This is a genomic window from Solimonas fluminis (assembly GCF_002930645.1).
Taxonomy (GTDB): domain Bacteria; phylum Pseudomonadota; class Gammaproteobacteria; order Nevskiales; family Nevskiaceae; genus Solimonas_A; species Solimonas_A fluminis.
In genome coordinates this window covers 769,045-787,595 of the sequence record NZ_PSNW01000001.1, presented here as the reverse complement: position 1 = coordinate 787,595, position 18,551 = coordinate 769,045, and the positions used below count along the sequence as shown (strand labels likewise).

Genomic DNA, 18,551 nt, shown 5'->3' with positions numbered 1-18,551 from the left:
CATGGCGTGTGCATGACCAGCGGCGCGCCGGCCATTTGCGCCGCGCCGGGGCAGACCTACAATGCCGCCCCCGCCGGACCGACCAGCGAGATGAGAGGGCAATGACGTACTGCGTAGCGATCAAGGTGAACGACGGCCTCGTCTTCGCCGGAGACACCCGTACCACCGCGGGTGTGGACGACGTGCGCTCGCACCCCAAGCTGCACACCTTCGAGCTGCCGGGCGAGCGCGTGTTCGTCCTGCTGTCCGCCGGCAACCTCGCCACCACCCAGGCGGTGCTGAACCACGCCTGGCGTGACTGGAACGGCGACCCCGGCGGGGTCAGCCTGCGCAGCGTGCGCCACATGTACGACGCGGCCGAGTACATCGGCCAGCTGCTGGTGCGCTCGCAGCGCGATTTCTCCCAGGGCGGCCAGTACAGCAATGTCGATTTCCGCGCCACCCTGATCCTGGGCGGCCAGATCCTGGGCGAGGAGCCGGCCCTGTACCTGATCTATCCGGAAGGCAACTGCATCGCCACCTCGCCGGAAACGCCCTACCTGCAGATCGGCGAGAGCAAGTACGGCAAGCCGATCCTGGACCGCATGATCAAGATGAGCCAGACCTCGCTGGAGGACGCGGCCCGCTGCGCCCTGGTGTCGCTGGATTCCACGATGAAGTCCAACCTCACGGTGGGACCGCCGCTGGACATGGCGATCCTGCCGCGCGATGCCCTGGCCATCGCCCACCGCCTGCGCCTGGACCTGGACACCCCCTACTACGCCGCCCTGAAGAAGGCCTGGGGCGAGCAGCTGGAGAAGGTGTTCCGCGAGGCCCTGCCCAAGTTCGAGTGGGAGCCGGACCCCAACCAGCAGAACCTGCCGCTGCCGCCGCAGTAAAGGGCCCCATTTGCCCCAGGGCGCCTTCCGGCCGAAGATGGGCCGGAAACCGTTTCCGGGGAAGCCATGGACCTGCTGACGCTGTTGCCCAGTGGCCTGCTGGCCCTGCTCGCCATCGGCATGTCGCTGGCCTTCTGGAGTGCCGACCGCGGCTCCCCCACCACCCGTGCCCTGGCCCTGGCCCTGGTCGCCATGGGAGTGTCGGTGGGCCTGGGCATGCCGCTGCACGAGCTCAACGCCATGCCGGCCTGGGCGCGCTGGCTGGCCCTGGCCGATGCGCTGGCGATCTATGCCTTCCTCGAGTGGATCCTGCGGGTGCGCCACCAGACCTCGGCCGGCGATCTCGATCCGCGTTTCGCCGACCGCCTGCTGCGCGCCGGCCAGGCCGGCAGCTTGGTCTTCGCCGCCGCCGGCCTGCTGGCGCCGGGGTTGCGCGTCAACGTCTTCCTCAACGCCTTCGGCAGCGGCGGACTGGAAGCAGCCCATCGCCTCGGATTCTGGCTCTTTGCCGGCCCGCTGTTCCTGGCGATCCTGGCGGCGGTGGTCGGCAGCCTGCTGTTCCTGCGCCGCCGCCCCGACCGCCCCGAGTACATCCGGGCGCTGGGCTGCATCGCCGCCACTCCCTTCCTCGGCTTCGCCATGGTCATGCCGGAGGACATCGCCATCCTGAGCATGACGCTGGGCCTGCTGCTGATCCTGGCGGCGACCATGCACTACCTGGTGATCCAGGGACAGCGCGGCGAGTTCATGGCGCGCTTCCTGTCGCGCCGCGTGGCCGAGCTGGTGCGCCGGCGCGGGCTGCAGCAGGCCATGCGCGAGAGCAGCCTGGAGCTGAGCGTGGTCTGCGTGGATCTGCGCGGCTTCACCGCCTATTCGCAGGTCCAGAGCTCGGCGCAGGTGATCGGCGTGCTGCGCGAGTACTACCGCGTGGCCTGCGAGGTGGTGGCGCGCTACGACGGCACGATCAAGGACCTGGCCGGCGACGGCATCCTGGTGCTGGTGGGGGCGCCGCTGCCGGTGGCGGACCATGCCGCCCGGGCCCTGGAGATGGCCGACGGCATCCGCGCGGCGGTGAGCGCCGCCGCGCAGCGCTGGTCGGCGGGCGCGCCGCGCCTCGGCGTGGGGCTCGGCATTGCCAGCGGGCCGGTCACGGTGGGCGCCATCGACGCCGGCGACCGCTACGAGTACACCGCCGTGGGCTCGGCCGTGAACCTGGCCTCGCGGCTCTGCGAGGAGGCGGCCGACGGCGAGATCCTGGCGGCGGAACGGACGCTGGAACTGGCGGGTACGGCGGCACCGGCGCGGCTGGAGCCGCGGCCGCCGGTGCAGGTCAAGGGCTTCGCCGAGCCGGTGCCGCACCGCAACCTGCGCCACGCGCTGCCGGCGTAGCGGCGCTCAGGCGGCCTGGAACCAGGCCTTGCTGACTCCCGCGTGCACGTCGGCCAGGCCGAGCTGGATCTCGTCCATCACCTCGCTGATCCCGCCCAGCATCAGGCGGTCGACGTCGGCGTCCATCACCAGCGCGCGGCAGCGGTCCAGCGTGCGCTGCAGCGGGCGGTCCGGCGGCAGCCTGGGCAGGGTCTGGGAGATCGCGTTGAGGCAGTAGGTGACGCTGCGCGGGAATTCGCGGTTCTGCAGCAGGAAGCGCAGCACGTTGGGGCCGTTGACGCGGCCGCGCACGTGGCGGCGGAACATCTGGTAGGCCATCAGCGAGCGCAGCACGCCCATCCACTGGATGTTCTGGAACGGCGCCAGGTCCTCGGCGGCCTTGGGCTTGATCAGGCTGGACGAGCGCACGTCGATGATGCGCGTGGTCATGTCGGCCTGCTCGATCGACGCGCCGATGCGCAGGAAGTGGTAGCCCACGTCGGTGCTCATGTTGGCGCCGATCATGCCGTACATCAGCAGCGCGCCGTCGATGATCTGCTGCAGGAATTCCTGGCGCTTGGAGCGCGACAGCGCCTTGTCGCCCTTCTCCTGCAGCAGGTAGTGCAGATCGTTGAGGCGCTCCCAGACCTCGCGCGGCGCGCACTCGCGGATGGTGCGCAGGATCTCGCGGGCATGCTGCAGCGAGGAGATGATGGAGGCGGGATTCTGCTCGTCCAGCAGCAGGAAGCGCATGATCTGCGCTTCGCCGGAATCGCCGTTGTAGCGCTCGCGGAACTGCTCCTCCTGGCCGAGGATCTGCACCAGCGGCAGCCAGCCGAATTCCACCTGCCGCGGCAGGTCGAAGATCAGGTGGCCGTGGACGTTGACGATGCGGGCGGTGTTCTCGGCACGCTGCAGGTAGCGCCCGAACCAGTAGAGGTTGTCGGCGACGCGGGAGAGCATCAGACGGCCTCCGCGCCGGCGGCCTGCGATTGCGATTGGGACTGCGCCGATTCGGCCGCGCCTTCCATGTCGACGATCCAGGTGTCCTTGGCACCGCCGCCCTGCGAGCTGTTCACCACCAGCGAGCCCTTCACCATCGCCACGCGGGTGAGGCCGCCGGTGGTGACGTAGGTACTGTCGCCGCGCGACAGGATGAAGGGACGCAGGTCCAGGTGGCGCGGCTCGATGCCGCCTTCGGTCAGGGTCGGCGCGGTGGACAGCGCCAGCGTGGGCTGGGCCATGTAGTTGCGCGGGTTGGCCAGGATCAGCTCGCGGAACTGCTCGCGCTGGGCCTTGGTGGAATTGGGGCCGATCAGCATGCCGTAGCCGCCGGACTCGTTGGCCGGCTTCACCACCAGCTTGTCGAGATTGGCCAGCACGTAGTCGCGCTGCTTGGGATCCATGCAGAGATAGCTCGGAACGTTGGGCAGGATCGCCTCCTCGCCCAGGTAGTACTTGATCATCGCCGGCACGAAGGAATACACCACCTTGTCGTCGGCCACGCCGGCACCCGGCGCGTTGACCAGCGCGACCTTGCCCTTGAGCCAGGAGCGCATCACGCCCCTGACACCCAGCACCGAGTCCGCGCGGAAGGCTTCCGGGTCCAGGAACAGGTCGTCGATGCGGCGGTAGATCACGTCCACCCGCTGCGGGCCGTAGATCGTGCGCATGTAGACGCAGTCGTCGTCGCCCACCGACAGGTCCTGGCCCTCGACCAGCTCGATGCCCATCTGCTGGGCCAGCCAGCAGTGCTCGAAGTAGGCCGAGTTGTAGATGCCCGGGGTCAGCAGGACGATGTTCGGCATCTCGCCCGGCCGCGGCGACATCGCCGCCAGGGTGTCGTAGAGCTGCGCCGGATAGTCGTCCACCGGCAGGATGTTCATGTTCTCGAAGATTTCCGGGAACACGCGCTTGGTCACCAGGCGGTTTTCCACCATGTAGCTGACGCCGGAGGGCACCCGCAGGTTGTCCTCCAGCACGTAGAGCGTGCCGTCGGCGTGGCGCACCAGGTCGCTGCCGCAGATGTGCGCCCAGATGCCGTTCTTGGGACGCATGCCGACGCACTGCGGGCGGAAGTTGACCGATTCCTCCAGCAGGTCGGCGGGGAAGATTCCGTCCTTGACGATCTTCTGCCCGCCGTAGATGTCCTGGATGAAGTGGTTCAGGGCCTGTACGCGCTGCTTGAGCCCGGCCTCGGTACGCTGCCACTCCGAGCGCGGGATGGTGCGCGGGATGATGTCGAACGGCCAGGCCCGGTCGACGTTCTTGCCCTCGGTGTAGACCGTGAAGGTGATGCCCATGACCCGGATCGCCAGCTCGGCGGCCAGGCGGCGCTCCCCCAGTTCCGTTTCGGAGAGGTCATCCAGGTACTCGGCCAGATGCCGGGCCGCCGGCCGGGGCTTGCCCGGCGCCTCGAACAGCTCGTCATAGAACTTCTCGCAGCGATACTGCCGCCAGTCGATCCCGGTACCCATCGGTAGGCCGTCCAAGGCTGTGTGGTCCTGTGTTGTCGGTAAACTAGCACAGCCTTAGCAAAACATAGGCCAGTGTCGGCCGGTACAGGGCCCGCGAGCCGTCCGGGCGTCCGCAAGCTGTCACGGCCGTGTAAAATCCGCTCACCCATGACATCCACCAAAGCGCTTGAATTCAAGGGGCGCATGCTGTCGGTCAGCCGGCTGCGTGTGCTCGCCCACGATCCCCTCACGGTGGAGGAGCAGATTCGCGACTTCGCCAAGTCCATGCCGCCGGCCATGCAGGGCATGCCGGTGGTGATCGAGGCGGAGCAGGCGCTGGAGCTGGGCGGCATCCTGTCGGCCCTGCGCACCGCCGGCCTGCAGCCCCTGGGCGTCAGCGACGGTCCCCTGAACGAGTCGGCCCGCAACTGGGGCCTGGCGGTGCTGCCGCCGGAAGGACGCGGGGCCCGCCCGGCCGCGGCCAGCCGGCCCGAAGCTCCGGCCGCTCCGGCTCCGGCGCCTGCCGCCGCACCGGCCCCGGCACCCGCGGCGCCCCCCCCGGCCCCGGCCGCCCCCGCTCCCGCGCAGCGGGCGCCGACGAAGATCGTGACCGAGCCGGTGCGCTCCGGCCAGCAGATCTACGCTGCCGGCGCCGACCTGGTGGCCATGAACCTGGTCGGCGCCGGCGCCGAGGTGGTGGCCGACGGCTGCGTCCACGTCTACGGCGCGGCCCGCGGGCGGGTCATCGCCGGGGCCAGCGGCGACACCCAGGCGCGCATCTTCTGCCGCCGTTTCGAGGCAGAACTGGTGGCCATCGCCGGCGTCTATGCCGTGGCGGACCAGATGCAAGGCGACCTGCGCGGCAAGCCCGTGCAGGCCTGGCTTGCCGACGGCAAGCTTAAAATTGAAAGATTGGACTGGTAGCGGCCTGGCCGCTGCCCGACACCTCGGCTGCGGCCCTGGCCGCTACCCGAAACCTCGATGCATCCGGGACTGACTTTTTAAAGGGACTCCAGTGGCGAAAATCGTCGTAGTGACTTCCGGCAAGGGTGGAGTGGGCAAGACCACCACCAGCGCCTCCTTTGCCACGGGCCTCGCCATGCGCGGCAAGAAGACCGTGGTCATCGACTTCGACGTCGGCCTGCGCAACCTCGACCTGATCATGGGCTGCGAGCGCCGCGTGGTGTTCGACTTCGTCAACGTGATCCACGGCGAGGCCAACCTGCGCCAGGCGCTGATCAAGGACAAGCAGCTCGAGAACCTCTACGTACTGGCCGCCAGCCAGACCCGCGACAAGGACGCGCTCAACCCCGAGGGCGTCGAGAAAGTGCTCAAGGAGCTGGCGCAGGAGTTCGACTACATCATCTGCGACTCGCCGGCCGGCATCGAGAAGGGCGCCCACCTGGCGATGTACTTCGCCGACGAGGCCCTGGTGGTGACCAATCCCGAGGTGTCCTCGGTGCGCGACTCCGACCGCGTGCTGGGCCTGCTCGCCAGCAAGACCCAGAAGGTGGAGTCCGGCGCCGGGCGCGTGAAGGAGCACCTGGTGCTGACGCGCTACAACCCGGCCCGCGTCGAGAGGGGCGAGATGCTCTCGGTGGACGACGTCAAGGAGATCCTGGCGATCCCCCTGCTGGGCGTGATCCCGGAGTCCCCGGCCGTGCTGACCTCCTCCAATGCCGGCACGCCGGTCATCGCCTCGCGCGACACCGACGCGGGCCTGGCCTATGACGACCTGGTGGCGCGCTTCCTGGGCGAGGACCGCCCGCATCGTTTCCTGACCGCGGAGAAGAAGGGCTTCTTCAACAAGCTCTTCGGGAACTGATCCATGGACTGGCTCAAGTTCTTCAGGTCAGAACCCAAGAATACGGCGTCCATCGCCAAGGAGCGGCTCAAGGTCGTCGTCGCGCACCAGCGCGAGGGGCGTCCGGGCGGCGGCCCGGCCTACATCGGCCAGCTGCGCGAGGAGATCCTGGCGGTGGTGCGCAAGTACGTGCAGGTGCCCGACAGCGCGGTCAACGTGCAGCTGCAGCGCGAGGACGGGCTGGAAGTCCTCGAGATGAACATCGCGCTGCCGGACGCGCAGCGCTAGGCGGGGGTCCGAGCGGGAGCGGCTTCAGCCGCGATCCTTCCCGGAAGGGGATCGCGACTGAAGCCGCTCCCGCGTCCGTTCGGGCTCAGAGCGGCTGGTCCAGCCGGAATTTCCTGCGCAGCGCCCGGTCCAGCAGGCCGGTGGGAATCCAGCGCTGCAGTGCCGGCAGCGCGCGGCTGCCATGGCCGATGCGGATCAGGGCCGGCGGGCGGGGCGAGAGGATGGCGTCGGCCAGAACGCGCGAGAAATCCTCGGCGGAGGTCGAATCCTGCTGCGAGGCGCCGGCGCGCGCCATGATGGCGTCGGCCACGGCGGCGTAGGCGGAAGGGCCTGCCGCGCGTTCGCCGGCGCCGGCCGTCGCGGTGGCGCCGAACTGCGAGCGGATCGCGCCCGGCTGCACCGTCATCACGCGGATGCCGAAGGGCGCCAGTTCCATGCGCAGCGCGTCGCTCAGCGCGTGCACCGCCGCCTTGGTCGCGCAGTAGGCGCCGGAGAAGGGCGTGACGAGCACGCCGGAGACGCTGCCGATGTTGACCACCGTGCCGCTGCGCCGCCGCATCATCGGCGGCAGCAGGGCCTGGGTGACCGCCATCAGCGACAGCACGTTGGTGTCGAACTGGCGGCGCAATTCCTCCGCCGGCATCTCGGCCAGCGGGCCCATGGCGCCGTAGCCGGCGTTGTTGACCAGCACGTCGGGCACGATGCCTTCGGCCTGCAGCCGCGCCGCCAGGGCGGCGATGCTGGCGGCGTCGTCCACGTCCAGCGTGGCGGCGACGATGCCGCGGGCTTCAAGGTCCTGCAGGGTTTCCGGGCGGCGCGCGGTGGCCCAGACGGTATGTCCGCGCGCCCGCAGTTCCAGCGCCAGCGCGCGGCCGATGCCGCTGGAGCAGCCGGTGATCAGGATCGTCTTCATGCGGCGGCGTCGCGCAGGTCGCGGCGCAGGATCTTGCCGACGTTGGTCTTGGGCAGCGATTGGACGAAGACCACCTGCTTCGGCACCTTGTAGCCGGTCAGGTTCGCGCGGCAGAACTGCAGCAGGGCTTCCGCCGTCAGCGCCGGATCCTTGCGCACGACGTAGAGCCGGGGGACCTCGCCGGACTTGTCGTCGGGCACGCCGATGCAGGCGCATTCCAGCACGCCCGGGTGCAGCGCGGCCACCGCCTCGATCTCGTTGGGGTATACGTTGAAGCCGGACACCAGGATCATGTCCTTCTTGCGGTCCACGATCGTGAAGTAGCCCCGCTCGTCCATCACCGCGACGTCGCCGGTGCGCAGCCAGCCATCGGGGGTGAAGACCTTGTCGTTCTCCTCCGGCTTCTGCCAGTAGCCCTGCATCACCTGCGGGCCTTGCACGCAGAGTTCGCCGGCCTGGCCCTGCGGCAGAGGGCGGTTGTCGTCGTCGCGGATGCTCACGAGCGTGGAGGGCAGGGGCAGGCCGATGCTGCCGTTCCAGTCCGGCTTGTGCAGCGGGTTGAAGCAGACGCCGGGCGAGCACTCGGTGAGGCCGTAGGCCTCGGTCAGCGGCTTGCCGGTGACCTCGCGCCAGCGCTCGGCCACGGCCTGCTGCACGGCGGTGCCGCCGCCGAGGCTGAGCTTCAGCGCGGAGAAATCCAGCTCCGCGAAGCCCTGGGTGTTGAGCAGGCCGTTGAACAGGGTGTTGACGCCGGTCAGCGCGGTGAAGCGGTGGCGCGACAGTTCGCAGACGAAGCCGGGGAGGTCGCGCGGGTTGGTGATCAGCACGTTGCGGCCGCCCAGCGATATGAACACCAGGCCGTTCGCGACCAGGGCGAAGATGTGGTACAGCGGCAGCGCCGTGACCACGGTCTCCTCGCCCTCGCGCAGCAGCGGCGCCAGCCAGGCGCGGCATTGCAGCAGGTTGGCGACGATGTTGCCGTGCGTCAGCGTCGCGCCCTTGGACAGGCCGGTGGTGCCGCCGGTGTACTGCAGGAAGGCGATGTCCTGCCGCCCCAGCTCGATGCGCATGTAGGGCTGGGCCTTGCCGCGCGCCAGCGCGGCGCGCAGCGGCACCGCGCCATCGATCTGCCAGGCCGGCACCAGCTTCTTCAGGTACTTCGCGCCGGCGTTGACCAGAAGGCTGCGGGGGAAGGGCAGCAGGTCGCCGACCTGGGTGGTGATGACGCATTCCAGCGGCGTCTGCTTCAGCACCTTCTCCAGCGTGGCGCAGAAATTCTCCGCCACCACGATCGCGCGGGCGCCGCTGTCGCGCAGCTGGTGCTCCAGTTCGCGCGGCGTGTACAGCGGGTTGACGTTCACCACCGTCATGCCGGCGCGCAGGATGCCGAACAGGGCCACCGGGTACTGCAGCAGGTTGGGCATCATCACCGCGACGCGGTCGCCCTTGTGGAAGCCCAGCACGTTCTGCAGGTAGGAGGCGAAGTCCTGCGTCGAGCGGTCCAGCTCGTCGTAGCTCAGGCTGGCGCCCAGGCAGTCGAAGGCGACGCGGTCACGGAAGCGCGCGATGCTCTGCTCCAGCAGGTCCACCGCCGAGGCGTAGAGGCTGGGGTCGATGTCCGCGGGCACGCCTTCGCTGTATTCCTGCAGCCAGGGGCGCTCCAGCGGGTTTGCGGTGCTGCTCATGCGGGTGAATCCGTCTTCGGGGGCGCGAAGTGTAGCGTTTTGAGGCCTGGCGGGGGCTTCAGTTCCGCTGCCCGCTCAGCCATTGCTTGAGGCTGATGCCTTCACTGTGCTGCTCGAAGGCCCGCTCGGCGCCCTCCAGCAGTTCATGCGCCGGGGCCGACAGCGGGTCGCGGTTCTGCGGCATGACGTCGTTGCCGGCGCGGGCCAGGCGCCACAGGCGGGCCAGGGGGATGGAGTCCAGGTCCATGGCCGGCACCAGCCGGGTGCGGTCGGGGCCCGACTCGGTCAGCAGGCCGTGGTAGATCAGGTTGTCGGTGACCCGGGCCACGTGCTCCGGGGCGGCGTTCAGGGCCAGGCTCAGTTCTTCCTCGGTGTAGGCGGGCTCGCCGGCCAGGAAGCGGCGGCCGGTCATGCCCATCACCATCAGCGCCAGGTACTCGATCTGCTTGCCCGACAGCAGCGGCGGCACCTTGTGCGGCTGGATCTGCTCCGGATGCTGCACGTAGTAGGCCAGCTGGCAGCCGGTGAGCAGGATCAGCCAGCCGAGGTACAGCCAGATCAGCAGCAGGATCAGGATCGCGAAGCTGGAGTAGATCGCGTTGTAGTTGGTGGCATTGACCACGATCGAGGCAAACAGCGCGGCGCCGGTCTGCCACAGTACGCCCGCCAGGGCGCCGCCGCAGAACGCGGCGCGCAGCTGCACGCGGGTGTTCGGCATGAAGGCATACAGGAAGGTGAACAGGCCCACGATCAGCAGGTAGGGCAGCAGCTTGGTCAGCATGAACATCAGCAGGCCGAAGGGCTCGAAGCCGACGATCCAGGACATGAAGCCGCTGTTCATCACCGAGCCGGTCATCCCTAGGGCCAGCACGATCAGCAGCGGGCCTACCGTGATCACCGCCAGGTACTCGCCCAGCCGCTGCGACAATGGACGCGGCCGGTCGATGCGCCAGATGAAGTTGAAGCTCTCCTCGACCTTGCGGATCATCGAGATCACCGAGAAGAACAGCAGCGCGATGCCGGCGAAGCCCAGCACGCTGACATTCACCTTCTCGACGAAGCCGATGATGTTGCCGGTGATCACCGTGGCCTGGCTGCCCAGGGGGCGCAGGGCCTCCAGCAAGACCGGCTCCAGGGAGTTGTGCACGCCCAGGGCCTTGAGCATGGAGAAGGCCAGGGCCAGCAGCGGCACGATGGACAGCAGGGTGGTGTAGACCAGCCCCATGGCCCGCATGTTGAGCTGCCCTTCCACCAGGTCCCGGACCAGCACGAAGACATAGCGGGCCATCCGCACGAGGGTCTGCGGATAGCGGGCCACCTGGTCGAGGTCCCAGAGGCCGTGCAGCAATTGCTGGATGCGCTGTTTCATCCCGTCACCATACCTCATGCGAAGGTGAAAATCCTAGTGGAATCCGAGGCTTCCGGAATCTTCGCAAGACATTTCAGAGGCTTCCTGCCGTTCGTCGGCGCGGCGCTCCCGGCGCGTTGACATCACCGGGGGCGCTGAATATGATGCACTGCAACAATGTTGCATCGCAGCAATTGTTGGGGAAATGGTACTGGGAACTTGTTGCTGATCAGGAGTGAATTTTTCATGAGCGTTGAAACCATCATCACCGATGTCAAAGCCCGCGGCGAAGTCGTCGTGGCCCGTGGCCAGGACGTTGTCGAGTCCGGCTTCGAAACCCTGAAGGCCGCCAACGCGATCGTCGTTGAAGGCGTGAAGACGCTGGTCGACACGAACGTCGCCGCCGGCAAGGATCTGCTCGCCGTGGCGCAGACCAGCTTCACCAAGGCCAAGACGGACGGCGTGAAGGCCGTGGCCGCCAACCCGGTCGCCTACCTGCCGGAAGGCAAGGACCGCGTCCTGGCTGCCTACAACGACAGCGTCGCCGTCGTGACCAAGACCAGCGACGAGCTGGTGAAGACCTTCAAGGCTGGCTACGAGACCATCTCCGCCAAGATCGCCGGCGAAGAGACCGTGGTTGCCGAGGTTGCCGCCGAAGCCAAGAAGACCGTGAAGAAGACGGCTTCCAAGGCCAAGAAGGCTGTGAAGGCCTAAGGCCGGCTCGGGGAATGCGTTCCCTCGCCATCTGACGGATGGCGCCTGAGGGCCGGGGGAAACTCCGGCCCTTTTTTGTAGAAATGAGGTAACCGATGAGTCAGATAGTGAAGACCACGCAGGAGAAGGGCGGGATCTATCTCGACCGCGTTCTCGGCGGCGTCGCACTCATCGCGCTGCACGAGGCCGGCTCCCTTCAGGGCCACCTGGAAGGGGTCAACGAGCGCCTGCGCGTGGCGCGCCGGGCGCGCAGCCTGGGCGAACTGCTGCGCGACCAGATCGACCTGCTGCCGGAAACCCGCAACCGTTTCGTGCGCGACCATCACGTGCGCCGCGGACTGTGGAACGGGTTCGTCAGCGACCTGACGGCGCCGGTGAAGAAAGCGGCCTGAGGGCTGCCGCTGGAATGGGGCCGCAGGGTCCCTGCCATGGACGGCGCTACGGTTGCTGTAGGGGACCGGCGCAGGTTCCAGTACTTACCCCGCCTGCGCCGGTCTTTTTGCTACCTCTCCCGCAAGGGGAGAGGAGTGGGTGCGGCCCGGCCATCCATGGCCGGGCGTTCGGCGACACTGGCAGTGCCATTCAGGCATTGCCAAAGCGTGTTGCCTCACCCTCCGCCGATCTCGCTCTCGCTCGGCCCCGACTCGTTCTCGCCCACCTCGGTCTTCTTGGCGGCGCCCCGCCCGCCGGCCGCGCGCTTGCGCGCGGACTTGCGGGCCTTGGGCAGCGGCGCCTCGTCGTCGTCGCCCGGCATCACGCGCGCCACGATGTTCTTCCAGGGACCCCGTTTGCGCAGGTTGTCGAGGTTCTGCTTGACGAAGCCGGCGGCGTCGAACTCGCCGGCGGCCCCGACCTTGTCGCGCAGGAAGGCGACGATGTCGTCCTGCAGCCCCGACACGTCAGGCAGGCCCAGGAAACGGCGCAGTTCCTCGGGCTTCACGTCGATTTCGATCTTGATCTGCATGACGGCTCCTAGGCGGCGTTGACGAACAGTGCGACGACGCAGGCGATGCCTGCGGTCCAGACCAGCGAGCGGGCGGTGGGCTTGTCGGCAACGTAGAGCGCGGCATAGACCAGGCGCAAGCCGATGAAGGCCAGGGCCAGCGTGTCGGCGGCGGCGCTGGGGCCCTTGGCCAGGTGGTTGATGATCACCGCCGCGGCGAAGGGTCCGAAGGCCTCGAAGCTGTTCAGGTGGGCCCAGTGCGCGCGCAGGCGCCAGCCCTGGTTCTGCTCGATCGAACTGCGCGGGCGGGCATTGTCGTAGCGCCGGGTCCACTTGGCCCCCAGCGCGAACATGTAGGGCAGCAATGCCGCGACCAGCACGCACCAGAAGGCAATCGTCATCCCGTCACTCCCCGAATATTGGTCGTGACGGGTTTATAGCATGGGCGTTCAGGCGCCCGTGAGCCGCCGCTGGGCCTCGCGGTAGCGGGCGCCGGTGCGCTCGACGATCTCGTCCGGCAGGGCCGGCCCCGGGGCCTTCTTGTCCCAGTCCAGCGTCTCCAGGTAGTCACGCACGATCTGCTTGTCGAAGCTCGGCGGGCTGATGCCGGGGCGGTAGCCCTCGGCGTCCCAGAAGCGCGAGGAGTCCGGCGTCAGCACCTCGTCGATCAGGTGCAGGCGGCCATTCTCGTCCAGGCCGAACTCGAACTTGGTGTCGGCGATGATGATGCCGCGGCCGCGGGCGTACTCGGCGGCCTGGCGATAGATCGTCAGCGTCACGTCGCGCAGCTGCGCCGCCAGTTCCTTGCCGACCTTGGCCTCGACCTCGGCGAAGGAGATGTTCTCGTCGTGCTGGCCGGCCGGCGCCTTGTCGGCCGGGGTGAAGATCGGCTCGGGCAGCTGCTGCGCCAGCTGCAGGCCAGGGGGCAGGGGGATGCCGCAGACCGTGCCGCTGCGCTGGTAGTCCTTCCAGCCGCTGCCGATCAGGTAGCCGCGGGCGACGCATTCCACGGGGATGGCCCTGAGCTTCTTGACCACCACGGCGCGGCCCTCGCACTCGGCCAGTTCGGCCGGGGTCAGCCAGTCGGCGAGGTTGATCTCCGGGGCGGAGTGGTTGGGGATCAGCGAGGCGAAGCGCTGCATCCAGAACTCGGTCACGGCATTGAGCACTGCGCCCTTGCCCGGGATGGGACGGGGCATGATGACGTCGAAGGCCGAGAGGCGGTCGCTGGTGACGATCAGCATGTGCTTGTCGCCCAGGGCGAAGATGTCGCGCACCTTGCCTCCGTGGATGCGGGGCAGGCTGGTGATCGTCGATTCGTAGAGGGCGGACATGACTGCGCGTTGGCCGGCGGGAAATTTGCGCGGATAATACGCGCCCCATACCCGGTGCCGCCAATGTCCAAGAGCAAGCTGCCGCCCCTGATCGCGCCCTCCATCCTGTCCGCCGACCTGGCCCGCCTGGGCGAGGATGTGCAGCGCGTGCTGGCCGCCGGCGCCGACATCGTCCATTTCGACGTGATGGACAACCACTACGTGCCCAACCTGACCTTCGGGCCGACGATCTGCGAGGCCCTGCGCAAGTACGGCATCAAGGCACCGATCGACGTGCACCTGATGGTGGAGCCGGTGGATGCCCTGGCCCAGCTATTCTGCAAGGCCGGCGCGGACTACGTGACCTTCCACCCGGAAGCGACCCGGCACGTGGACCGCAGCCTGCAGGCGATCCGCGACGCCGGCTGCAAGTCCGGCCTGGTGTTCAACCCGGCGACGCCGCTGAGTTATCTCGACTACGTCATGGACAAGGTCGACATGGTGCTGCTGATGTCGGTCAACCCCGGCTTCGGCGGCCAGTCCTTCCTGCCCTCGGCCCTGACCAAGCTGGCCCAGGCCCGCGAGAAGATCGATGCCTATACCGCCGCCACCGGCCGCGAGGTGCGCCTGGAGATCGACGGCGGCGTGAAGGTGGACAACATCGGCGAGATCGCCGCCGCCGGTGCCGACACCTTCGTGGCCGGCTCGGCGATCTTCAATGCCAAGGCCTATGCCGGCACGATCCAGGCGATGCGCGCCGCCATCGCCTCCGCCTGAGGCCTGTTGCTAGAATGACCGCATGAAGACCTTCCGCAACTCCGCAGCGCAGACGCCGTCGGCACGATGGCGCTGGTGACGATTGATCGTTTGAAACTATAAAGTTCAATCAATAATCACACTTGCCGCGCTCGCGGCGAGCGCGTCACAAGGAAGTCTGATGTCTGCCAACTACAACCGCATCGCGCTGACGCGCGAACTGCCGGGCGATCTCGACACCGCTGTCGGGGTCTATCTCAAGCTCGCCCACAAGCCCTATTCCTACCTGCTGGAATCCGTCCATGGCGGCGACCAGTGGGGCCGCTACAGCTTCATCGGCCTGCCCTGCCGCGAGGTGCTGAAGGTGCGCGGCCACCATGTGACGGTGGAGCGTGACGGCCGCCCGGTGGAGGAGGCCGAGGTGGCCGACCCCATCGCCTTCGTGCGCCAGTACCAGGCCCGCGTGCGTCCGCGGCCGCAGCAGAAGCCGCTGCGCTTCAGCGGCGGCCTGGTGGGCTACTTCGGCTACGACTGCGTGCGCTACTTCGAGCCGCGCCTGGACCGGCCCAAGCCGGACCCGGTGGGCACGCCCGACATCCTGCTGATGCGGTCGGAAGAGGTCGTGGTGTTCGACAACCTGCGCGCCACCATGACCCTGGTCGTGCACGCCGACCCCTCCTCGAAGGAGGACCTGGAACGGGCCGAGCGGCGCCTGGACGAGATCGCCGGCAAGCTGGCCGAGCCGCTGGTGCTGCCGCGCGTGGCGCCCCATGCCGGCAAGCCGCTGGAGTTCCATTCCGGCTTCGGGGAGGAGCGCTTCTGCGCGGCGGTGGACCGCATCAAGGAATACATCGCGGCGGGCGACTGCATGCAGGTGGTGCCCTCGCAGCGGCTGTCGGCACCGTTCAAGGCCGATCCGGCGCGGCTGTACCGCGCGATCCGCCGCCTGAACCCCTCTCCCTACATGTACTGCATGGACCTGGGCGATCACCACGTGGTGGGTTCCAGCCCGGAGATCCTGGTGCGCGTGCAGGACGGCATGGCGACGGTGCGTCCCATCGCCGGTACCCGCAAGCGCGGGGCGACGCCGGAAGAGGACCATGCGCTGGAGCAGGAACTGCTGGCGGACCCCAAGGAGATCGCCGAGCACCTGATGCTGATCGACCTGGGCCGCAACGACGTGGGACGCGTCTCCGCCACCGGCAGCGTGAAGCTGACCGACAAGATGGTGATCGAGCGCTACAGCCACGTGATGCACATCGTCAGCAACGTCACCGGCCAGCTCAAGGCCGGCGTGGATGCGCTGGACGCGCTGGCGGCGACCTTCCCGGCGGGCACGCTGTCGGGAGCGCCGAAGGTGCGGGCGATGGAGATCATCCAGGAGCTGGAGCCGGTCAAGCGCGGCATCTACGGCGGCGCCGTCGGCTACCTGGGCTGGGACGGCAACATGGATACCGCCATCGCGATCCGCACCGCGGTGATCAAGGACGGGCAGGTGCACGTGCAGGCGGGTGCCGGCGTGGTGGCCGACTCGGTCCCGGCCTCCGAATGGACCGAGACCATGAACAAGGCGCGCGCGATGATGAACGCGGCCAACGAGGCCTCGTCCTGAGCCCTGCCCGCCCGTGGCGACCCACGGGCTGAAAACGCGAGGCCCGGTCCCGTGAAGGGCCGGGCCTCGTTGCTTCCGGTTTCCTCAGGCCGCCCGGCGGGCGGCGCCGCCGATGGAGCGGACCCAGTCCGAGAAGTCGGAGGCGACCTGCTCCCAGCCCTTGTCGAGCATCAGGTTGTGGGCCATGTCCGGGTACAGCTTGGCCTCGACGCCATAGGCCTTGGCCGTGCCGCGCACGATGTCGGGCGGGAAGATCACGTCCAGCTCGCCGCCGATCACCCACTTCGGCAAGGCCGGATCTGCGCGCCTGGGGCTCGGCAGATCGAGGAAGATCATGTCGAGGAAGGCGCGGAAGGACTCGTTGGTCATCGGCTTCCAGTACTCCTCCACGGTCTTCGCGTCGAGCCCGCTGCTGTAGAACAGCGCCTGGGCGAAGCGCGGCTCGCGGACGAGGTAGTAGAGGTCCATCGTCGCCACCGATCGCAGCAGCTCCAGGGGCCGGGTGCGCAGCAGGTGCAGCACCACGTTGATGACGCCCTGGTGGGGTGCGGCGGCGACCAGCACGGCGCCGGCCAGGTTCTTCGGCCGGCGCTCCATCAGCTTCTGTACCGTGAAGCCGCCCATGGAATGGCCCGCGACCACCACCGGCCGCGGGCTGCGGGCCACGGCGGCCTCCACGGCATCGGCGTACTCGCGGATCGACGGAAAGCCGATGCTCTGCGGTCCCGGCTTGCCGCCGTGCCGCGGCAGGTCCAGCGTCTCCACCGGGTGCCCCAGTTCGCGCAGCCGGGGTGCGAACTGCCGCTCCCAGCACCAGGCGCCGTGCCAGGCGCCGTGGACGAGCAGGATCGAGGGTGCGTCCACCGCCGCCTCAGGCCGCACGGCGCAGGGGCTCGGGCTGGGTGGTGGCGGGGCGCGGCGGCTGCATTTCCAGGTGCGCTGGATCGGCGATCGCCGTGCGCAGCATCATCTCGCGGTCTTCCTGGTAGTTGTGGCGCACGATCCAGGGCATCTTGCTGCCCTGGCGCGGCAGCAGGTGCTTGGCACGCTGCACGTAGCCGGCGCTGAGCTGGTCGAGCACGCTGGTCTCCAGGCGCGCATTCTCGCGGTCGCGCGGGATCACCACGGCCTGGCCCTGCTGGTCCATGTGCGCGAACAGGCGGCACAGGAACAGGCTGGACATGTCGGCCTTCATGGTCCACGACAGGTTGATGTAGCCGAAGATCCAGGCGAAGTTCGGCAGGTCCTGCAGCAGCACGCTCTTGTAGGCCATCTTCTCGGCGGTCTTGTAAGGCACGCCATCGACGTTCAACGCCATGCCGCCGAACATCTGCACCTGCAGCCCGGTCGCGGTGACGATGATGTCGGCCTGCAGCGTGCGGCCCGAGGCCAGGCGGATGCCGTTCTCGGTGAAGCGCTCGATGCCGTCGGTGACCACGTCGGCGCGGCCCTTGCGGATCGCGGTGAACAGGTTGGCGTCCGGTACCGCGCAGAGGCGCTGGTCCCAGGGCTCGTACTTGGGGTTGAAGTCCTTGTCGGTGTAGCGCTCGCCGAGATGGCGCTTGGCCTGGCCGACAAAGAAGCGGCGGGTGGCCTTGGGGAAGCGCTTGCAGAGCTTGTAGGTGGTCTGCCAGATCTCCAGGTTGCGCTTGCGGGCGATGGCGTAGCTCCAGCCGGTGGGCAGCAGCTTGTCGAGCGCCTGGGTCATGCGGTCCCAGCCCGGCAGCGAGAAGATGTAGGTGGGCGAGCGCTGCAGCATGGTGACCTTGGCGGCCTTCTCGGCCATCGACGGCACCAGGGTCACGGCAGTGGCGCCGCTGCCGATCACCACGACCTTCTTGCCGCTGTAGTCGAGGTTCTCCGGCCACTGCTGCGGGTGGACGATCTGGCCCTGGAACTGGTCCTCGCCGCGGAAGGTGGGGCGGTAGCCCTGGTCGTAGTTGTAGTAGCCCTGGGCACTGACGACGAAGCGGGCCTGGTAGCTGCGCTTCTCGCCGCTGGGCTCATGGGTGGCGCTGATGGTCCAGAGCTGCGCCTGGCTGTCCCAGTCCGCCGCCGTGCAGTGGATGCCGTATTCGATGCGGTCGGCCACGCCGAAATCCTGCGCGGCGTCGCCCAGGTAGTTGCGGATGCTGGCGCCGTCGGCCAGCGTGCGGTAGTCGCGCCAGGGCTTGAACTGGAAGCCGTAGGTGAACATGTCCGAGTCCGAGCGCACGCCGGGGTAGCGGAACAGGTCCCAGGTGCCGCCGACGCGCTGGCGGCGCTCCAGCACCAGGAAGGACTTGTGCGGCTGCTCGGTCTTCAGGCGGCAGGCCATGCCGATGCCGGAGACGCCGGCGCCAATGATCACCACATCCAGGATCTTGCTCATTTTGATCTCCTCACTGCGTGTTCGAGCTTTCGTGAGCGCATCTTCCCGGGACCGTGGCGAGTATGCTTGACTTTTGGAGACAGAGGTTTTGCAATTGGAGAC

The 18,551-nt window shown here is 68.3% G+C and carries 19 protein-coding genes; 9 read left to right on the top strand and 10 right to left on the bottom strand.

Features of this window, described 5'->3' with window-relative positions:
* The first annotated feature begins 101 nt into the window (after window positions 1-101).
* Both C3942_RS03655 and C3942_RS03650 read left to right on the top strand, forming a co-directional pair.
* Window positions 102-878 carry a proteasome-type protease gene (locus C3942_RS03655; protein ID WP_104228953.1) on the top strand — a complete coding sequence of 259 codons (777 nt, stop codon included), beginning with the start codon at window positions 102-104 and terminating at the stop codon, window positions 876-878.
* 66 nt (window positions 879-944) lie between these two features.
* Window positions 945-2,267, top strand: a complete 1,323-nt coding sequence (locus tag C3942_RS03650) for an adenylate/guanylate cyclase domain-containing protein (RefSeq protein WP_104228952.1) — start codon at window positions 945-947, stop codon at window positions 2,265-2,267.
* 6 nt (window positions 2,268-2,273) lie between these two features.
* On the opposite strand, the gene C3942_RS03645 is transcribed toward C3942_RS03650, so the two are convergent.
* Window positions 2,274-3,209 (bottom strand): alpha-E domain-containing protein, encoded by a 936-nt coding sequence (locus C3942_RS03645; protein WP_104228951.1) that lies wholly within the window; start codon window positions 3,207-3,209, stop codon window positions 2,274-2,276.
* Entirely contained in the window at window positions 3,209-4,711 is a 1,503-nt protein-coding gene (locus C3942_RS03640) for a circularly permuted type 2 ATP-grasp protein (protein ID WP_104229021.1), read from the bottom strand. The genes C3942_RS03645 and C3942_RS03640 overlap by 1 nt, the downstream gene beginning before the upstream one ends.
* A gap of 159 nt (window positions 4,712-4,870) precedes the next feature.
* Between C3942_RS03640 and minC the strand changes: the two genes are divergently transcribed.
* From minC to minE, 3 genes are all read left to right on the top strand, one after another.
* Window positions 4,871-5,626: a septum site-determining protein MinC gene (minC, locus tag C3942_RS03635; protein WP_104228950.1), complete on the top strand. Its 756-nt coding sequence runs from the start codon at window positions 4,871-4,873 to the stop codon at window positions 5,624-5,626.
* 91 nt (window positions 5,627-5,717) lie between these two features.
* Window positions 5,718-6,527 carry a septum site-determining protein MinD gene (minD, locus tag C3942_RS03630; RefSeq protein ID WP_104228949.1) on the top strand — a complete coding sequence of 270 codons (810 nt, stop codon included), beginning with the start codon at window positions 5,718-5,720 and terminating at the stop codon, window positions 6,525-6,527.
* A gap of 3 nt (window positions 6,528-6,530) precedes the next feature.
* Window positions 6,531-6,794, top strand: a complete 264-nt coding sequence (minE, locus tag C3942_RS03625) for a cell division topological specificity factor MinE (RefSeq protein WP_104228948.1) — start codon at window positions 6,531-6,533, stop codon at window positions 6,792-6,794.
* Between the two features lie 85 nt (window positions 6,795-6,879).
* On the opposite strand, the gene C3942_RS03620 is transcribed toward minE, so the two are convergent.
* The 3 genes from C3942_RS03620 to C3942_RS03610 are packed head-to-tail and all read right to left on the bottom strand — an operon-like array spanning window position 6,880 to window position 10,761.
* Window positions 6,880-7,707 carry an SDR family oxidoreductase gene (locus C3942_RS03620; protein ID WP_104228947.1) on the bottom strand — a complete coding sequence of 276 codons (828 nt, stop codon included), beginning with the start codon at window positions 7,705-7,707 and terminating at the stop codon, window positions 6,880-6,882.
* Window positions 7,704-9,392: an AMP-binding protein gene (locus C3942_RS03615; RefSeq protein ID WP_104228946.1), complete on the bottom strand. Its 1,689-nt coding sequence runs from the start codon at window positions 9,390-9,392 to the stop codon at window positions 7,704-7,706. The genes C3942_RS03620 and C3942_RS03615 overlap by 4 nt, the downstream gene beginning before the upstream one ends.
* A gap of 58 nt (window positions 9,393-9,450) precedes the next feature.
* Window positions 9,451-10,761 (bottom strand): YihY/virulence factor BrkB family protein, encoded by a 1,311-nt coding sequence (locus C3942_RS03610; RefSeq protein ID WP_104228945.1) that lies wholly within the window; start codon window positions 10,759-10,761, stop codon window positions 9,451-9,453.
* A gap of 225 nt (window positions 10,762-10,986) precedes the next feature.
* Here C3942_RS03610 and C3942_RS03605 point away from each other — a divergent pair, with 225 nt between their 5' ends.
* Entirely contained in the window at window positions 10,987-11,454 is a 468-nt protein-coding gene (locus tag C3942_RS03605; RefSeq protein ID WP_104228944.1) for a phasin family protein, read from the top strand.
* Window positions 11,455-11,549: 95 nt separating this feature from the next.
* Complete coding sequence (locus tag C3942_RS03600; RefSeq protein ID WP_133164224.1) at window positions 11,550-11,846, top strand: hypothetical protein; 297 nt, start codon at window positions 11,550-11,552, stop codon at window positions 11,844-11,846.
* Window positions 11,847-12,061: 215 nt separating this feature from the next.
* Here C3942_RS03600 and C3942_RS03595 read toward each other — a convergent pair whose 3' ends face one another.
* Genes C3942_RS03595 through C3942_RS03585 form a run of 3 tightly spaced genes read right to left on the bottom strand, consistent with a single transcriptional unit; the run spans window position 12,062 to window position 13,731 of the window.
* The gene (locus tag C3942_RS03595; RefSeq protein WP_104228942.1) at window positions 12,062-12,418 is read right to left on the bottom strand and encodes a hypothetical protein; all 357 of its coding nucleotides are present in this window, start codon (window positions 12,416-12,418) and stop codon (window positions 12,062-12,064) included.
* Window positions 12,419-12,426: 8 nt separating this feature from the next.
* Window positions 12,427-12,798: an MAPEG family protein gene (locus C3942_RS03590; protein ID WP_104228941.1), complete on the bottom strand. Its 372-nt coding sequence runs from the start codon at window positions 12,796-12,798 to the stop codon at window positions 12,427-12,429.
* A gap of 48 nt (window positions 12,799-12,846) precedes the next feature.
* Entirely contained in the window at window positions 12,847-13,731 is an 885-nt protein-coding gene (locus C3942_RS03585; RefSeq protein ID WP_104228940.1) for a phosphoribosylaminoimidazolesuccinocarboxamide synthase, read from the bottom strand.
* 63 nt (window positions 13,732-13,794) lie between these two features.
* Here C3942_RS03585 and rpe point away from each other — a divergent pair, with 63 nt between their 5' ends.
* Together rpe and trpE are read left to right on the top strand one after the other, a co-directional pair.
* Window positions 13,795-14,487, top strand: a complete 693-nt coding sequence (gene rpe, locus C3942_RS03580; RefSeq protein ID WP_104228939.1) for a ribulose-phosphate 3-epimerase — start codon at window positions 13,795-13,797, stop codon at window positions 14,485-14,487.
* Window positions 14,488-14,647: 160 nt separating this feature from the next.
* Window positions 14,648-16,078 carry an anthranilate synthase component I gene (trpE, locus tag C3942_RS03575; RefSeq protein WP_104228938.1) on the top strand — a complete coding sequence of 477 codons (1,431 nt, stop codon included), beginning with the start codon at window positions 14,648-14,650 and terminating at the stop codon, window positions 16,076-16,078.
* A gap of 84 nt (window positions 16,079-16,162) precedes the next feature.
* Here the strand turns inward: trpE and C3942_RS03570 are convergent, their stop codons facing one another.
* Window positions 16,163-16,942 (bottom strand): alpha/beta hydrolase, encoded by a 780-nt coding sequence (locus C3942_RS03570; RefSeq protein WP_165797300.1) that lies wholly within the window; start codon window positions 16,940-16,942, stop codon window positions 16,163-16,165.
* 7 nt (window positions 16,943-16,949) lie between these two features.
* Window positions 16,950-18,449: a flavin-containing monooxygenase gene (locus tag C3942_RS03565; RefSeq protein WP_104228936.1), complete on the bottom strand. Its 1,500-nt coding sequence runs from the start codon at window positions 18,447-18,449 to the stop codon at window positions 16,950-16,952.
* Window positions 18,450-18,551 lie beyond the last annotated feature (102 nt).

Excerpts from the sequence above, each read along its gene's own strand:
- minC (WP_104228950.1), top strand. The coding sequence starts at position 4,871 with ATGACATCCACCAAAGCGCTTGAATTCAAGGGGCGCATGCTGTCGGTC.
- C3942_RS03650 (WP_104228952.1), top strand. The coding sequence starts at position 945 with ATGGACCTGCTGACGCTGTTGCCCAGTGGCCTGCTGGCCCTGCTCGCC.
- C3942_RS03585 (WP_104228940.1), bottom strand. The coding sequence starts at position 13,731 with ATGTCCGCCCTCTACGAATCGACGATCACCAGCCTGCCCCGCATCCAC.
- C3942_RS03610 (WP_104228945.1), bottom strand. The coding sequence starts at position 10,761 with ATGAAACAGCGCATCCAGCAATTGCTGCACGGCCTCTGGGACCTCGAC.
- C3942_RS03620 (WP_104228947.1), bottom strand. The coding sequence starts at position 7,707 with ATGAAGACGATCCTGATCACCGGCTGCTCCAGCGGCATCGGCCGCGCG.
- C3942_RS03590 (WP_104228941.1), bottom strand. The coding sequence starts at position 12,798 with ATGACGATTGCCTTCTGGTGCGTGCTGGTCGCGGCATTGCTGCCCTAC.
- C3942_RS03645 (WP_104228951.1), bottom strand. The coding sequence starts at position 3,209 with ATGCTCTCCCGCGTCGCCGACAACCTCTACTGGTTCGGGCGCTACCTG.
- C3942_RS03600 (WP_133164224.1), top strand. The coding sequence starts at position 11,550 with ATGAGTCAGATAGTGAAGACCACGCAGGAGAAGGGCGGGATCTATCTC.
- trpE (WP_104228938.1), top strand. The coding sequence starts at position 14,648 with ATGTCTGCCAACTACAACCGCATCGCGCTGACGCGCGAACTGCCGGGC.
- C3942_RS03605 (WP_104228944.1), top strand. The coding sequence starts at position 10,987 with ATGAGCGTTGAAACCATCATCACCGATGTCAAAGCCCGCGGCGAAGTC.
- C3942_RS03615 (WP_104228946.1), bottom strand. The coding sequence starts at position 9,392 with ATGAGCAGCACCGCAAACCCGCTGGAGCGCCCCTGGCTGCAGGAATAC.
- rpe (WP_104228939.1), top strand. The coding sequence starts at position 13,795 with ATGTCCAAGAGCAAGCTGCCGCCCCTGATCGCGCCCTCCATCCTGTCC.
- C3942_RS03595 (WP_104228942.1), bottom strand. The coding sequence starts at position 12,418 with ATGCAGATCAAGATCGAAATCGACGTGAAGCCCGAGGAACTGCGCCGT.
- C3942_RS03565 (WP_104228936.1), bottom strand. The coding sequence starts at position 18,449 with ATGAGCAAGATCCTGGATGTGGTGATCATTGGCGCCGGCGTCTCCGGC.
- C3942_RS03655 (WP_104228953.1), top strand. The coding sequence starts at position 102 with ATGACGTACTGCGTAGCGATCAAGGTGAACGACGGCCTCGTCTTCGCC.
- minE (WP_104228948.1), top strand. The coding sequence starts at position 6,531 with ATGGACTGGCTCAAGTTCTTCAGGTCAGAACCCAAGAATACGGCGTCC.